16 protein-coding genes are annotated in these 15,008 nt (G+C 68.9%); 10 read left to right on the top strand and 6 right to left on the bottom strand.

The genetic code is table 11. The features are described from left to right. Positions 1–18: 18 nt before the first annotated feature. Positions 19–1,344, bottom strand: coding sequence for an NtaA/DmoA family FMN-dependent monooxygenase (locus OHT21_RS43675; protein ID WP_328773793.1), 1,326 nt, complete (start codon positions 1,342–1,344; stop codon positions 19–21). Between the two features lie 247 nt (positions 1,345–1,591). On the opposite strand from OHT21_RS43675, the gene OHT21_RS43670 reads away from it, so the two are divergent. Both OHT21_RS43670 and OHT21_RS43665 read left to right on the top strand, forming a co-directional pair. After that, positions 1,592–2,080, top strand: a complete 489-nt coding sequence (locus OHT21_RS43670) for an NADPH-dependent FMN reductase (RefSeq protein ID WP_328773792.1) — start codon at positions 1,592–1,594, stop codon at positions 2,078–2,080. Continuing rightward, the gene (locus OHT21_RS43665; protein ID WP_328773791.1) at positions 2,077–2,577 is read left to right on the top strand and encodes a flavin reductase family protein; all 501 of its coding nucleotides are present in this window, start codon (positions 2,077–2,079) and stop codon (positions 2,575–2,577) included. Before OHT21_RS43670 ends, OHT21_RS43665 begins: the two co-directional genes overlap by 4 nt. A gap of 164 nt (positions 2,578–2,741) precedes the next feature. Here OHT21_RS43665 and OHT21_RS43660 read toward each other — a convergent pair whose 3' ends face one another. Further along, positions 2,742–3,347: a TetR/AcrR family transcriptional regulator gene (locus tag OHT21_RS43660; RefSeq protein WP_328773790.1), complete on the bottom strand. Its 606-nt coding sequence runs from the start codon at positions 3,345–3,347 to the stop codon at positions 2,742–2,744. A gap of 123 nt (positions 3,348–3,470) precedes the next feature. Between OHT21_RS43660 and OHT21_RS43655 the strand changes: the two genes are divergently transcribed. After that, entirely contained in the window at positions 3,471–4,505 is a 1,035-nt protein-coding gene (locus OHT21_RS43655) for a DMT family transporter (RefSeq protein ID WP_328773789.1), read from the top strand. Here the strand turns inward: OHT21_RS43655 and OHT21_RS43650 are convergent. After that, positions 4,405–5,022, bottom strand: a complete 618-nt coding sequence (locus tag OHT21_RS43650) for a LysE/ArgO family amino acid transporter (RefSeq protein WP_328773788.1) — start codon at positions 5,020–5,022, stop codon at positions 4,405–4,407. The two genes, OHT21_RS43655 and OHT21_RS43650, sit on opposite strands and share 101 nt — an antisense overlap. A gap of 66 nt (positions 5,023–5,088) precedes the next feature. Between OHT21_RS43650 and OHT21_RS43645 the strand changes: the two genes are divergently transcribed. After that, a complete protein-coding gene (locus tag OHT21_RS43645) occupies positions 5,089–6,003 on the top strand; it encodes a LysR family transcriptional regulator ArgP (RefSeq protein WP_328773787.1) in 915 nt (304 codons plus the stop codon). A 205-nt stretch (positions 6,004–6,208) separates the two neighbouring features. On the opposite strand, the gene OHT21_RS43640 is transcribed toward OHT21_RS43645, so the two are convergent. Continuing rightward, positions 6,209–6,748 carry a hypothetical protein gene (locus OHT21_RS43640; protein WP_328773786.1) on the bottom strand — a complete coding sequence of 180 codons (540 nt, stop codon included), beginning with the start codon at positions 6,746–6,748 and terminating at the stop codon, positions 6,209–6,211. Between the two features lie 522 nt (positions 6,749–7,270). On the opposite strand from OHT21_RS43640, the gene OHT21_RS43635 reads away from it, so the two are divergent. The 3 genes from OHT21_RS43635 (at position 7,271) to OHT21_RS43625 (ending at position 10,781) form a co-directional block, all read left to right on the top strand. Further along, positions 7,271–7,693 carry a DUF485 domain-containing protein gene (locus OHT21_RS43635; RefSeq protein ID WP_328773785.1) on the top strand — a complete coding sequence of 141 codons (423 nt, stop codon included), beginning with the start codon at positions 7,271–7,273 and terminating at the stop codon, positions 7,691–7,693. Between the two features lie 20 nt (positions 7,694–7,713). Beyond that, positions 7,714–9,351, top strand: a complete 1,638-nt coding sequence (locus tag OHT21_RS43630) for a solute symporter family protein (protein ID WP_328774447.1) — start codon at positions 7,714–7,716, stop codon at positions 9,349–9,351. Between the two features lie 173 nt (positions 9,352–9,524). Next, a complete protein-coding gene (locus OHT21_RS43625) occupies positions 9,525–10,781 on the top strand; it encodes a DUF4032 domain-containing protein (RefSeq protein ID WP_328773784.1) in 1,257 nt (418 codons plus the stop codon). A gap of 9 nt (positions 10,782–10,790) precedes the next feature. Here the strand turns inward: OHT21_RS43625 and OHT21_RS43620 are convergent, their stop codons facing one another. Then, positions 10,791–11,639: a universal stress protein gene (locus tag OHT21_RS43620; protein WP_328773783.1), complete on the bottom strand. Its 849-nt coding sequence runs from the start codon at positions 11,637–11,639 to the stop codon at positions 10,791–10,793. A gap of 96 nt (positions 11,640–11,735) precedes the next feature. Further along, on the bottom strand, positions 11,736–12,941 hold the full coding sequence (locus OHT21_RS43615; protein ID WP_328773782.1) for a cytochrome P450 family protein: 1,206 nt from the start codon (positions 12,939–12,941) through the stop codon (positions 11,736–11,738). Positions 12,942–13,221: 280 nt separating this feature from the next. On the opposite strand from OHT21_RS43615, the gene OHT21_RS43610 reads away from it, so the two are divergent. From OHT21_RS43610 to OHT21_RS43600, 3 genes are all read left to right on the top strand, one after another. Then, a complete protein-coding gene (locus OHT21_RS43610; protein ID WP_328773781.1) occupies positions 13,222–13,842 on the top strand; it encodes an RNA polymerase sigma factor in 621 nt (206 codons plus the stop codon). Next, complete coding sequence (locus tag OHT21_RS43605; RefSeq protein ID WP_328773780.1) at positions 13,839–14,435, top strand: hypothetical protein; 597 nt, start codon at positions 13,839–13,841, stop codon at positions 14,433–14,435. The genes OHT21_RS43610 and OHT21_RS43605 overlap by 4 nt, the downstream gene beginning before the upstream one ends. A 137-nt stretch (positions 14,436–14,572) precedes the next feature. Next, complete coding sequence (locus OHT21_RS43600) at positions 14,573–14,968, top strand: hypothetical protein (protein ID WP_328773779.1); 396 nt, start codon at positions 14,573–14,575, stop codon at positions 14,966–14,968. Positions 14,969–15,008 lie beyond the last annotated feature (40 nt).

The raw sequence follows: 15,008 nt of genomic DNA, 5'->3' as shown, positions 1-15,008 counted from the left end.
CAGGACGGTGAAGCCACGTCAGAACTCGAGCAGGTTGTCGCGGAACATCTCGTAGGAGTACGAGGTCCGCGTCAGCCCACGCTTCTGCAGTTCCGGCACGAGCCCGTCGCAGACCTCGCTGATGGAGCGCCGCGTGAGGACGTCCTGGGTGAGCAGGAAACCGTCGCCGCCCACCGTGGCCATGACGTCACCCATCTGGTCGGCGACCTCGGACGGCGTTCCCAACAGCTCGACGCGCTGCCCGGCGCTGGTGGACGACTGCATCGCGACCTCGCGGAGCGTGCGTTCCCTGTTCTGCGCGACGAACTGCTGCAGCGAACTCTGGTGGCCGTTGGTCACCAGTTGGGACGCCAGGTCCTTGATCGGGGTGTCCAGGTCGAACACGGAGAAGTCGATGTCCGTCGCGTAGCCCATCCCGGCAAGGCGTGTCACCGGGTTGGCCGCCGCTTCCGCTTGGGCCTGCTGCCGACGGTCCACGGCCGCCTGATGGGTCTCGCCCAAGAGCGGTGACACCAGGAACAGCACCTTCACGGAGTCCGGGTCGCGACCGTGCGCCTCGGCACGGGCCCGGACATCGTCGCGGTACTCCTTCATCTGCTCGACGGTGGTCGCCGAGGCGATGATCGAGTCGGCGTACTTCGAGGCGAAGGCACGGCCCTTGGCCGATCCGCCCGCCTGGACGATGACAGACTTTCCCTGCGGGGAGCGGGCCGAGTTGATGGGGCCCCGCGACTTGTAGAACTTCCCCTGGAAGTCGACCGGGTGGACCTTGGCCGGGTCGGCGAAGACCCCGTCCTGGTCGACCACCATCGAGCCCGGCTCCCAGGAGTCCCAGAGCTTGACGACCAGCTCGGCGAACTCCTCGGCCATGTCGTAGCGGACGTCGTGATCCGGCTGGGCGTCGTGGCCGTAGTTCTGTGCCGCACGGTCCGAGCTTGCGGTGACCATGTTCCACCCGGCCCGCCCCCGGGAGACATGGTCCATCGTCGAGACGAGCCGTGCGAGCAGGTACGGCGGGTACTCCGTGATCGCCAGCGTCGCGACGATCCCCAGGCGTGAGGTGTTCTGGGTGAGGATCGAGGCCAGGACCGACGGGTCGAACTTGGGGACGGCGTACGCGTTCTCCAGGTAGAAGTCGTGCTTGCCCTGCCAGGCGTCGGGCACGAACGACGAGTCCTCGAGGATGAAGTAGTCGAAGCATGCGCGCTCCAAGGAGCGGGCCATGTCGACGTAGAAGTCCGGGAGCATCCCCTCGGACTTGTGGGTGCCGATCCACTGGTCCCGCCAGCCGTGCACGCGATAGCCGTTCATGAACCAACCCAGGTGGAACTTCTTGGCTTGCAACCCGGCCTCCCGCTCACTCCGTGCGACGACGGCGTTCGGTGCTGCCGCCGGCCTTGGTGCTGGAAGCTAGCCAGGCAGCGTGTCACTGACGGATCACGACCGTTCCGCGGCGATTGCGCCGCCCGGACGGTTCTGTCGACGGGGTGGCAGCGGCGCAATGGAAGCTTTACTGCGCACACCTGACCGGGAAATCCGCCGCTCCTTGACTGACGGGGTCAGCATTCGTCCGCTGCTATGGAGGACTCATATGACGGTCGTTGTCGTCGGTAACCCCAAGCCGATGTCGCGTACCCGAGCCGCCGCCGAGCTGATCGCTCGCGAGCTCAGCGGGAGCGCGCCGTCCGCAGTTGTCGACGTGGTGGATCTCGGGGCGGGGCTGCTCGGTTGGGGTGACCCCAAGGTGGCCGAGGCCAAGGCCACGGTCCTGGGTGCCGATTCGCTCGTGGTGGCGTCACCGACGTTCAAGGCCACGTACACGGGTCTTCTCAAGCTGTTTCTCGACCAGTTCGGGCAAGGCGAGCTCGGCGGGATCCCGACGTTCCCCGTGATGCTCGGGGCCGGACTTCAGCACGCGCTCGCGCCAGAACTGACTCTGCGTCCGGTGCTGGTCGAGATCGGAGCCAGCTGTCCCGCGCCGAGCCTGTACCTGATCGACTCGGAGTACGCGACCTCGCCGGACCTGGCCATCTGGCTCGAGTCGGCCAGGAAATACGTCCCTGCGGCGGTGACGCCGTGATCCGGGCATCCGACAAGCTGTTCGACGACGTCCTGCTTCGGCAGGCGTTCGGCTGCTTCCCCAGTGGCGTGACCGCCTTCTGCGGGATGGTGGGCGGCGTCCCGGAGGGGATGGCCGCCAGCTCGTTCACCTCCGTCTCGATGGATCCGGCACTGGTGTCCGTCTGCGTGGCGAACACGTCCTCGACCTGGCCGCGGCTGGCCGAGGCAAGACGCCTGGGGCTGAGTGTGCTGGCCGGCGAGCACCGTTCGGTGGCGCGTTCGCTCGCGTCGAAGAACGGTCAACGCTTCGACACCGTCGACTGGGTCGCCACCGACAGTGGGGCGGTTTTCGTGCACGGCGCCACGCTGTGGCTGGAGTGCTCCATCTACGAGGTGGTCGTGGCAGGCGATCACGCGATCGTGCTCCTGAAGATCGAGGCGCTCGACATGTACCCCGATGTCCCTCCGATGGTCTTCCACCGCAGCAGCTTCCACGAGCTCGCATCGAGCGCATGAGGCGGGGCCGCGGATTCGAACTCTGAACTGCGCTGGGGTGGGGGTTGAGGACGGAACTTCCGTTCTCAACCCCCACCTGCCCGGGCACTCCCAGCCCGCCCGGCGCTTGAGGACGAGGCCGCCAGGCCGATCAGCGGGCCAGGGACGGAGCCCCGGCCGCGGGCTCAGCGTCGCGGCGACGGGTCGGCGGTGCCCGGCAGCAGCGCTCGGGCCTGCTCGCGGGCATGGTCGAGTGCCCCGGGGAAGACGCGCAGGCCGTGCGCTACAAGAGCTCCCTCGTGGAGCAGCATCAGCGTGCGGGCCAGGGAGTCGGGCGCGGCCGGGCCGAGAGGGTGTACGAGGTCGGTGAACAGGGTGAGCATCCATGCCTTCTGGCCGGTGATCACCGCATACGCGGGATGCGCCGGATCATCGATCTCCGCATGCGCGTTGACCATGCTGCACCCTCGGGAACCGTGCGCCTCCATCCAGTCGCGTGAGGCGTCGAACACGGCCAGGACCCGGCCCTCCGCAGTGGACGCCGACTCCAGTCGCGGAGCGAGGAAGGCGCGCCAGCGCTCGTCGCGGTCGGCCAGGTATTCGACGACGATCTGTTCCTTGGAGCCGAAACGGTCGTACAGCGTCTTCTTCGTGACGCCGGCCTCGGCGGCGATGAGGTCGACGCCCACGGCATGGATGCCGTGCTCGTAGAACAGCCGCCCGGCCGCCGCCAGCGCACGGCGGGCGCCGGGGGTCAGGGGTACACGTCGTGGGGTGTTCGCGGTCGCCATTCCTCCAGAGTAGACCGACCTGTATACTCGATCGCAGGTATACAGATCGGTCTACTTACGCGCCGACCGGATCGGCATAGCCGCGCCGCCGGTTCCGGCCACCACCCCTGGAGGGTTCGCGCCGTGAACGTTCTGCTCTCGACCGGGTTCGTCATCGCCTGGAGCTCCGGTTTCATCGGGGCCAAGCTCGGGGCGGGAAGCGCGTCGGCGGTCACGCTCCTGATGTGGCGCTTTCTTCCGCTGGCTCTCGTCCTGGGCGTCGTGGCCCTGACGGTGGCGCGGGCGTCCTGGCGAGGGCTGACCCCACGCGACCTCGGGCGGCAGGTCGCCGTAGGCGCGCTGTCGCAGAGCGGCTACCTCCTCACCGTCTACTACGCGATCGACCTGGGCGTCTCCAGCGGCACGACGGCCTTGATCGACGGCACGCAGCCGCTGGTGGCAGGAGCGCTGGCCGGGCCCCTGCTGGGGCTGCCGGTGTCCCGTACGCAGTGGCTCGGCCTCGGCCTCGGTGTGACCGGAGTCGTCATCGTCACGACGGCCGACGCCGGGGCGGGGACGGGCGCTGCCTGGTGGGCGTATCTGGTGCCGTTCGCCGGCATGCTCTGCCTGGTGGTGGCGACGTTCGTGGACCGTCGGTCGCGTACGGAGGTTCGCCCGGTGGTGGCGATGACGGTCCACGCCGTCACAAGTGCCGTTGTCTTCACGATACTTGCCGCCGGAACGGGAGGGGTGGTGCCGCCCGCTAGCACCTCCTTCTGGAGCGCCGTGGTCTGGCTCGTGGCCCTTTCCACGTTCGGCGGGTACGGGCTGTACTGGCTGATCCTGCGGCGGTCCGGGGTAACGAAGGTGAACACTCTGATGTTCCTGATGGCGCCGGTGACGGCCGTGTGGGGTGCGCTGATGTTCGGCGAACCGTTCGGGGTGCCGACGGCGGTGGGGCTGGCCCTCGGCCTGCTGGCGGTGGCCGTCGTACATCGCGGCGACCACAAAGGACCGGGACAAGGACCGAGGCAAGGCTCGGGACGGGGCCCGGCACAGGGCCCGGGTACGCGCAGGCTCACGCCCCGACGACCAGCGTGGCGCCGAGGGCGATCATCGTCGTCGCGATCAGACCGTCCAGTACCCGCCATGCCGACGGCCGGGCCAGGTAGCCGCTGAGCAGCCGGGCGCCGAAGCCCAGCGCGACGAACCAGCTCAGGCTGGCGAGGGCCGCGCCGAGGCCGAAGGTCCAGCGGAGCGGGCCCTGGTCGGCCGCGACGGAGCCGAGGAGGAAGACGGTGTCGAGGTAGACGTGCGGGTTGAGCCAGGTCATCGCCAGGCAGGTGAGTACGGCCCGCCGCCGCGAGCCCGCCGAACCGGCTTCCACCCGCAGGGCCGAGGCCGAGGGGCGGAAGACCCGCCGGGCGGCGAGGACTCCGTAGCCGAGCAGGAAGACGCCGCCGGTCAGCGCGATCACGGTGAGCGCCGACGGCCAGGCCACCACCACGGCGCCGACCCCGGCGACGCCCAGCGTGATGAGGGTCGCGTCGGACAGGGCGCAGATGGCCACCACCGGGAGCAAGGCCTCCCGGCGGATGCCTTGGCGCAGCACGAAGGCGTTCTGTGCGCCGATGGCGACGATGAGCGAGAGGCCGGTGCCGAATCCGGCGGCCGCGGCGGTCAGGGTGTGGGGCATGACGTCGACGCTACGAAGCCGGGCAGCAGGAGTACAGCTAAAGATTCTTACCTATCATTAGCGTTCGTGATGACTGAGCTTCCTCTGGACCAGGTCCGCACACTGCTCGCCGTGGTGGACGAGGGCACGTTCGACGCCGCGGCCGCCGCTCTTCATGTGACGCCGTCGGCGGTCAGCCAGCGCGTCAAGGCGCTCGAACAGCGCACCGGACGCGTCCTGTTGATCCGTACGAAACCGGTGCGACCCACCGAGTCCGGCGAGGTCGTCGTCCGCTACGCACGCCAACTGGCCCGGCTGGAACGCGATGCCCACACCGAACTCGGCATGACCGGCTCCGACGAACCGACGCGTCTGTCGATCGCCGTGAACTCCGACTCCCTGGCGACCTGGTTCCTGCCGGCGCTCACCCGCGTGCCCGAGGAGTTGCGGCTCTGCTACGAGCTGCGCCGCGAGGACCAGGACCACACGGCCGCGCTGCTGCGCGAAGGGCTGGTGATGGCGGCGGTCACCTCGTCCCCGGACCCGGTGGCCGGGTGCAGCGTCCGAAGCCTGGGCCGTATGAGCTATGTCCCGGCGGCGAGCCCCGACTTCGCGGCGCGCCGGTTCGGCGACCGGCCGGGCCTGCCGTTGCGGGACGTTTTCGCCGAGGCGCCCGTGGTGTGCTTCGACCGGCGCGACGACATCCAGGACGGTTTCGTACGAGGGCTCCGGCGCGGCCAGGGCGGCGCGAGCTCCACGCGTCACCTCGTGCCGACCTCGGAGGGTTTCGTCGAGGCCGTCGCCGCCGGCATGGGCTGGGGGATGGTGCCCGTGGTTCAGGCCACGCCCCTGCTGGACGCGGGTCGACTTGTCAATCTGGCGCCGGACCGGAAGATCGACATTCCCTTGTTCTGGCAGCAGTGGAAGCTCGATTTTCCGGCGCTCGCGACCGTCGCGGAGGTCGTCGCGGCGGCCGCCGCCGAAGTGCTGGATACGGCATGACGCAACTGTCCGGACAAATCGCCGCCCATGACGAATCTGCCGGAAATCGGAGAAAGGTAGAAAGCGCTCACTGCAGGTGCGCCTGAATTGTCAAGGAAGAGGGAATTCTCTTTTCCGGATCCTCACAACTGAAAGACGATCCCCACGCACAAGTCCACCGAGTCCGCAGAGTCCGACAAATCCGCGGTGACCGGTCCTGCAGACGTCAGCCGGTCGACCCCGGCCCCGTTTCGGTTTCCTCCCGGAGGAAGCTCGCCACCTGGGCGGCGAGGCCCTCGCCCACGCTGTCGGGGCGGGCGCCGGCACCGGCGGAGGGGCCGTGCAGGTCGATGCCTCCGGACCAGAGGTACCGGTGGGTCCACTCGTCGTCGACCTTCAGCTGCACCTGGACGTCCACCCGGCTCAAGCCGGCCTCGTCGGCAGCGGCGTACAGGACGGCCGTGACGCGGCGCAGCGGGTAGACGTCGAAGCCCTCGATGAACTGCGAGTTCCGCCAGTCGAGGAAGGCGCTCTCGCCGTCGGGGCCGACCCGGATGTCGAGTTGGCCGTCCTCGAGATGGATGCCGTAGTAAGCGGTCGCACGGTTCTCGACGGTCACCCTGAACCTGACGTAGGTCAGGCCCTCGGCCGCGTCGTCACGCCCCCGCGGCGGGTCCGCCTTCTCCAGACCGTGGACGCGGACACGCAGGCCGGCATGCTCCTCGTCGTACTCCTGCCAGTCGCCCACCACGTTCGGCTCGTACACAGTCCACCTCTTCGACTTCAGAGAGCTGCTTCCTATCTGTGCGTGCGATGACGTGTCAAATGCACGGAATGGGCTGTGGCCAGGGATTTTGCCCCTCTTGATCGGCGATCAAGCCGTGGCAAGGGACGATCCGTGCCACCGGCTCCGACGGCGGCTCTACGCGCGTGCTGCACATCACGTCCCACACGCGTCTCAGTCCCGCTGCGGAGGGGCTGGTGAACGACGCCGGGCGAAGGAGCCGGGGCGAGGAAAGTGACGCGCGTTGAATTTGAGTCACCGACGCCAATAGCCATGATCCGGTTGATAGTTGAAAGGATGGAATGCCACAATCCGATACGCTCCGCTGACCACCCAGCCAGCGGGGCCGTCCGGCACGGCCGGAACACGGTTTCAGTGGCATTTCGGGCGAATTCCCGGCCTGCCGTGAAAACGTGAAGCCCGTTCAACAGTCGTCCCCCTGCATATTCAGTGAGCAATTTCCGCGTGCAGACCGCGAACACAAGGCGTCAGACAAGGCACGGTATGCCAAGACACTCCAGCTCGCCCTTCAGCCCCCAACCGGGACAGATGCCGCCGGCCCCCGCGGCGGAGAACCGAGTCGCCTCACATCCTGACTTCCGCTCCATACGCCGGGCCCACCGCTCGTTCGGGATCGTGGCGATACTCATCTCGGTCGGGGGCTTCCTGCTGTTCGTGCTGCTGTCGAGCTTCGCGCCCGGAGTGCTGAACCAGGAGCTCTTCGGCCATGTGACGGTGGGTCTGGTGGGCAGCGTCGGCATGTTCGCCCTGATGGCCCTGACCGCGTGGCGGTACACGACGCACATGGAGCGGCGGATCGACCCGGCCGTCGACCGTCTGCGGGCGGAGATCGCCCGTGACGAGGCCGAGCAGACTCGTGTCCAGCAGCCCAGCGCTCCCCAGCAGAGGCGGTTCGGTTCGTGGTGACTTATCCCCAAGGCCACCTGATGTTGGCCGCCGATGACGGCGTCATCGGCGGCACCAGTCTGAAGCTGACCTTCGTCCTGTTCGTGTCGGTCGTGGTCGTCAGCATGTTCTCGGCCCTCATCACCGCTCCGCAGGGCGACGAGATCAGCGATTTCTACCTGGGCAACCGGACCATGTCGCCGCTGCGCAACGGGCTGGCGATGTGCGGCGACTACCTGTCCGCCGTCACCCTCCTGGGCAGTACGGGACTGGTGGCGCTGACCGGGTTCGACGGTCTGCTCTATCTCCTCGGCACGGTCGTCGCCTGGATGATGGTGATGCTGATGATCGCCGAACCCCTGCGCAATTCGGGCAAGTTCACCCTCGGCGACACCCTGGCCCTGCGACTGCCCCGAAGCCAGCGCTCGGTACGCATCGCCCTGGCCGCCTGCACACTGATCATCTGCGTCCTCTACATCGTTGCCCAACTCGTCGGCAGCATCGCCTTGTTGACTCAGTTCATCGGCCAGCCGAGTGCCACCACCCGCACCATGTGCGTCGTACTCATCGGCACCCTGATCGTGCTGTACGTGGCGCTCGGCGGGATGCCCGGCGCGACCTTCCTCCAGATCGTCAAGGCCGTCATGCTGATCGCGGGCGTCGCGGTGACCGCCGTCATCGTGCTGCACCGCTTCAGCTGGAACATCGACGGCCTGCTCGGCGCCGCAGCCGACGGCAGCGGCATGGGGCAGCGGTTCCTGGAGCCGGGGCTGCGCTACGGAGGCAGCACGACCAGCAAGCTCGACTTCTTCAGTCTGCAGATCGCCATCGCGTTGGGCCTGGCGGCACTCCCCCACATGACGATGCGTCTACTCGCTCCCCGCGCCACCCGTGTGCTGCGGCGGTCGGTGCTGTGGGCCACGGGCCTGGTCGGCTTCGTGTGTTTCGCGGCGGGTGTGCTGGGCCTTGGTGCGACGGCGATCGTCGGCCGCGAATCCATCGCGAAGGTCGACGCCAAGGGCGACGCGGCGGTACTGCTGCTCGCCAACTCCATCGGCGGCGCCGTCCTGACCGCGCTCATTTCCTGTCTGGCGTTCATCACGCTGATGGCCGTGGCGGCCGGGCTCATGCTCGCCGCGGCGTCCTCGCTCGCCCACGACCTGTACGGGCAGGTGATCCGCAAGGGCAAGGCGAGCCAGACCGAGGAACTGACGGCGGCCCGGCTGTCCGCCGTCGTCATCGGTGTCCTCGGCATGCTGCTCGCGCTGCTGGCGTACGGCACGAACACCGCCAACCTGGGGTTCCTGGCCTTCGCCATCGCCGCGTCCGCGATCCTGCCGACCATGGTCTACAGCCTGTTCTGGCGGCACTTCAACGCCCGCGGCGCGCTGCTGAGCCTGTACGGAGGTCTCGCCACCTCCGTGCTGCTGGTCATCTGCTCCCCCGTCGTCTCCTCGACGCCCACCTCGTTCTACCCGGACGCGGACTTCGCCTTCTTCCCCCTGCAGAACCCGGGCATCGTCTCCGTACCGGCCGGCTTCCTGCTCGGCTGGCTCGGCACCATGATGGGCCGGAACGAGGAAAGCCCGGACGTGTACGAGAAGTTCGAGGTCCGCTCGATGCTCGGCACCGAACCGCAGGAGGAGCAGCAGCAGGAGCCGGTGGGCGCGCGGCAGTGACGCCGGCCAGGCAACAGCTCAGCCTTCCAACCTGATGAGTGGGGCCGGTGCCGCGCGGCACCGGCCCCACTCGTCGCGTGCGGTACACCTCGTGCCGGTTGACGAACCGGGCGTCCAAGTGCGGAGATGTCTTGCCAGGTGACGTACGACCGCGAGGCGAGGGCAACACAGCGATGGCATTGCACATCAGCGCCACCAACCCGGAGCATCCCGCGCTGCTGCTCGAACTGCCGTGGGATCTGCCCCTGGAGGACTGGCCGGAGCGCCATCTCGTGCCGCTGCCGCGCGGCATCTCACGGCACGTCGTGCGGTACGCACGCGCCGGCAATGAAGTGGTGGCCGTCAAGGAGCTGGCCGAGCGGCCCGCCGTGCGGGAGTACGAACTGCTGCGCTCTCTGCACCGCCTCAACATCCCCGCGGTGGACCCGCTCGCCGTCGTCACCGGCCGCACCCGGGACGACGGCACGTACCTGGAGCCGGTGCTGATCACCCGGCATCTGAACGGCTCGATGCCGTACCGGTCGATGTTCGAGACGACGATGCGGCCCGCCACCATGCACCGGCTCATGGACGCGCTCGCCGTACTGCTGGTCCGGCTCCACCTGGCAGGGTTCGCCTGGGGCGACTGCTCCCTGTCCAACACCCTGTTCCGGCGCGACGCCGGGGCGTTCGCCGCGTACCTCGTCGACGCGGAGACCGGCGAGCTGCACCAGAGGCTCAGCGACGGGCAGCGCAGTTACGATCTCGATCTCGCGCGCGTGAACATCAGCGGCGAACTGCTCGACCTGGAGGCGTCGGGGGCGCTGCACCCGTCCGTCGACCCGATCGACTTCGGTACGGAGATATGCGGCCGTTACGAGAGCCTCTGGCAAGAGCTGACCCGTACGTCGGTGTATCCGGCGGGCAAGCACCACTACATCGACCGCCGGGTCCGGCGGCTCAACGATCTCGGCTTCGATGTCGCCGAGATGCAGATCGCGCACTCCTCGAACGGTGACACCGTGACCTTCGTCCCCAAGGTCGTCGACGCCGGCCATCACCAGCGCCAGCTCCTGCGGCTGACCGGGCTGGACGCCGAGGAGAACCAGGCGCGCCGGCTCCTCAACGACCTCGAGACCTGGATGGCCACCCAGGAGGACTACGCACCCGGCGACCCCCTCGCCGCCCGCCCGGAGGTGCTGGCCCACCGCTGGGTGCGCGAGGTGTTCCGGCCCACCGTGCGGGCCGTACCGCGGGAGTTGCGTGGCTCCATGGACGCGGCGGAGCTGTACCACGGGCTGCTCGAGCATCGCTGGTACTTGTCCGAGCGGGCGCAGCACGACATCGGCCTGGACATGGCCGTCGAGGACTACGTCAAGAACATCCTGCCGAAGATCCGCGAGAAGCTGCCGGCGCCGGACGCCGCCGCGTCGCAGACACCGTCAGCTTGAGCCGGGCGTTCAGGACGGCGGGACGACCGTCACCGGGCAGGGCGCGTGATGCATGACGGAGTGCGCCACCGAACCGATCCGTGACCCCACGGCCGAGCGCTGGGCACGCCGCCCCACCACCATCAGCTGGGCCCGGGACGCCGCCGACAGCAGCACCTCCCCCGCACTGCCGATCTCGACGTGCTCGGTCACGGGCACCTCAGGGAACCGTTCCCGCCAGGGCGTCAGCGCCTCCTCGAGGGCCTTCTTCTCGTACGGTTCCAGGCCGCCGGCCTCGTCGAGGAGATTCATCAAGCCGGGGTTGAACTCGTAGAACGCCGGCAGGCTCCAGGCCCGTACGACCCGTACGCCTGCGCCGCGTGCCGCCGCGGTCTCGAAGGCGAACTCCAAGGCCGCGGCGCTGTCGTCCGGGCCTCCCTGCTGTCCCACGACGATCTCGCGGCCCGCCGCCTCCTGTTCGGCGCGGTCGTCGGCGCGTACGAGGACGACGGGGCGCCCGGATTCGGCGCTGACCTGCTGTCCGACGGAACCGAGCAGGAAGCCGACGATCACTCCGTGCCCGCGCGAGCCGAGCACCAGCATCTCGGCGTCCGCGGCCTCGGCGACCAGCGAGGGGACCGGAGCCGCGTCCAGGAGGTCCGTGGACACCGGGAGCCCGGGGTGCCGCTCGGTGAGGGAGCTCGCGGCCTCCCGCAGCGCGTCCCGCGCCTTCGCGTCGTGCTCCCCCGCGTCGTCGCTCTCCCAGGCCTGCACCAGACGCAGTGGCAGCTCGCGGCGGACGGCTTCCCGGCCGGCCCAGGCCACGGCGGCCAGGCTCTCGGGTGATCCGTCCACTCCCACGGTGATCGGGCGGGTCATACGGGTGTCCTCCTGCGTTGTCCTGCGAAGCCCGCCGACACCAGGTGATCGGCGGGACTTCCGACAGTACACAGGGCGCGCCCCGGGTGTGCTCCGTCACCAGCGCACAGGCAGCTTCCGTACGCCCCGGATCAACAACCCCGGCGTCCAGGGCAGTTCGGACTCGTCCGCGTCCGGCGCCAGGTCCGGGCAGCGTTCCAGCAGGGTGCGGAAGGCGATCCGGCCTTCCAGCCGTGCCAACGGCGCGCCCAGGCAGTAGTGCAGGCCGTGGCCGAAGGCGATGTGACCGCGGGAGCCCCGGCGGATGTCGAACCGGTCGGGGTCCTTGAAGCGCGCCGGGTCGCGGTCGGCGTCCGCCATGGTGATCCGGACGGTGGAACCCGCGGGGATGGTCACCCCGCCCAACTCCACATCCTCCAGGGCCAGGCGGTCCGTGCTGTTCTCCACCGGGCCGTCGTAGCGGAGCATCTCCTCGATCGCCCCGTCGAGCAGGCCGAAGTCGGCGCGCAGATCGGCGAGTTGGCCGGGATGTGCGAACAGTGCCCGCAAGCCGTTGCCGATCAGATTGACCGTGGTCTCGTGACCGGCGATGAGCAGCAGATTGGACATGCCGATGAGCTCGTCCGGCGAGAGCCGGTCACCGTCCTCGTCCGCGGTGTGGATCAGACCGCTGAGCAGATCCTCACCGGGCTTCGCCCGCTTGGCCGCGATCAACTCGGCAAGATACGCGGACTCCTCCTGATAGGCGAGCGCCTCCGCCTCCGGGCTGGTGCGCGCGACCATCTCGTTGGACCAGCGGCGAAAGGCGTCCCGGTCCAGTTCGGGGACGCCGAGCAGTTCGCAGATGACCGTCATGGGCAGCGGGAAGGCGAAGGACGCGATCAGATCGGCCCGCCGCTCCTCCACTGCCAGCATCCTGTCCAGCAGCTCATCGGTGACCTGCTGGACGCGAGGAGCCAGTGACTCGATACGTCGCGGGGTGAATTCCCGTGCCACCAGTCGCCGCAGTCGGGTGTGGTCCGGCGGGTCCGACATCAGCATGTGCATGAGGGCCGGCTGGGTCTGCTCGGTGTTGACGATCTGTTTGATGTTCCCGGCCCTCAGCCAGTTCCGGCTGAGCCGTGGATCTGTGAAGGCCGTTCTGCAGGCCTCGTGGCCGACGACGAGCCACACCTCCTCGCCGTCGGGGTCATACACACGGTGGACGGGCCCCCCGGAACGGAGCCGGGCGTAGACGGGATACGGATCACGCAGAAATTCCGGACCGAGCTGCTTCAGATCGACGATGGATCGGGCCACCATTCAACTCCCCCAGTTCGTGGGCCGAAACGGCACGTTAACCCGCCTTCGGTGCGGATGAACGCCGGTTTCCGGACAGTTGCGCCCGGCCGCGCCGACAGGGACGCGGGCCCCGGAGAGGGGCGGTCGGCGTCCCGGGGTGGGAGTTGAGGTGAGGGTTGGGCGCCGAGCTGGAAAAGAGCCTGCGTGACCGGGCCGCACTCGGGTAATTGATCACTCGGTGCACAACACGGCGGGCAGGCGACGGCCCGCCCGACTTCACAACGGGGAGACATCCGAGCCCATGGGCCACCCTCCAAACGGTCCCTCAACCTCGCCGTCACCGCCACCGACCCGCTTCGACGAGACCTTCTGCGAACTCCTGCCCCGGCTCTACCGAAGAGCCGTCATGCTGGCCGGGACCAGATCCTGGGCCGAGGACGCGGTGCACGAGGCCTACCTGAAGCTGGCCGCACGGCCGCAGCGATTCCTCGACCATCCGGAGCCGTACGCCTATGCCTTCACCGCGCTGCTCAGCGTCGTACGCGACACCCATCGCCGTGAGCGCCGTCAGGTCCTGGTGGATGATGTGGAGGTGTCGGGTGCCGCCGATGCCGCCGGGCAGGCGGGCCGCCTCGGCTCGATCGGGCCGGTGGTCGCGGCGGGCTGGGACGGCGGAGTGGAGCGGCGTGACGCCGAGATGGAGGCGGTACGGCTGCTGGGGAGGTTGTCTTCCAAGCAGGCGGGCGTGGTGATACTCGTCGATCTGGACGGTTACACCATCGATCAGGCCGCCCGGATCATAGGGGTGCACCGCGGAACGGCCGCCCGGCATCGCACGCGTGCACTTGAGAAGCTGCGCTCGTTGCTGGACAGAGGTGAGCGGGAACGCGGGGACCGTTCGGGAAAGGAGCCGGGGGCATGAAGCCTGACGCAGAGCCCGACGACCGCGTTGCCGCGCTGCTGCGCGACCGGCTCAGGGCCGCCGACGAGGAGATCGAGACGCCGCCCGGGCTGTGGGAGCGGGTCCGGTCCGCCGAGGCGCCACCACGCAGGGCGGTCTTCGGGGCGCGGCCGCGGATAAGTTGGGCGGTCGCTGCCGCCGCCGTCCTGGTGTGCGCCGTCGCACTGGGCGCCTGGTGGCTGGTCCGGCCGACCGCCGACACACCTCCTGCCGACCGGGCGCGGTTCGATGCCTCGGTGACGGTGTTCAACGCCGAAGAGCCGTGTCGTCCGCTGCGGACGCTGGAGTGCGCGCTGCGGCTGGCGAAGGATCCGTACGCCGAGTACGCGGCGCCGGGGAACACGGCCGGCCGCGTGTGGCACGGCGACCGGCTGGCCGCGGCGTGTGTGGTCACCCGCGGCACGATGGTGACGGACGAGAGCTTGATCTCCTCGACCCGCTGGTACCTGGTCAGGACCCGCGAGGGGGCGGAGGGCTGGCTGCCGGGGGTCCGTACCCGCAACACGGTTGAGGTGCGCACGTGTTCGGCGGACGAGGTACGTAACTCGCCCTGATCGCAGCCCCCTTGGGACACCTACTGGAGTGTGATGAGCGTCACTCGACCTCGTGTCATACAGAGCGGCCCGTGTCTTCGTGTGCCCTGCGTAAGACAGGCACGACCAAGCCAAGCACGACAACACGGGGAGATCTCATGCGACTTCGTACTGCCCTCGGTGCGGCTCTCGCCGCCACGGCCCTGACCGCGGGTCTGGCCGGCCCGGCCGCCGCCTCGGCCGGTGACACCTCGGACGGCGCGTCCTCCCGGGCGAGCTTCACGGTGTGGGCGACCGACGTCAATGTCCGCGACAACCCGGGCAACCCGGGTGCGTGCGACGCGTTCCCGTCGCCGGGCAACTGCCCTGTGGTGGCAGGGCAGTTGCAGCCGGGCCAGGCCTTCGAGGCGGTCTGCCAGAAGCAGGGGCAGAACGTCGGCGGCAACCCGTGGTGGGTGTACATCACGCGCGGTGACTCCCGCGGCTTCATCGCGAGTTACTACGTCGACCACCCGGACAACCAGCTGCCCGGCGTCCCGGTCTGCGGCGCCTGAGCGACCGAAAGGCCGCGTAGGCCACCGGAAAACAGGGGGA

It is taken from the genome of Streptomyces sp. NBC_00286 (assembly GCF_036173125.1).
Classification (GTDB): Bacteria; Actinomycetota; Actinomycetes; order Streptomycetales; family Streptomycetaceae; genus Streptomyces.
Note: the sequence above shows the minus strand (reverse complement) of the source record. Positions and strands in the feature narration are given on the sequence as shown.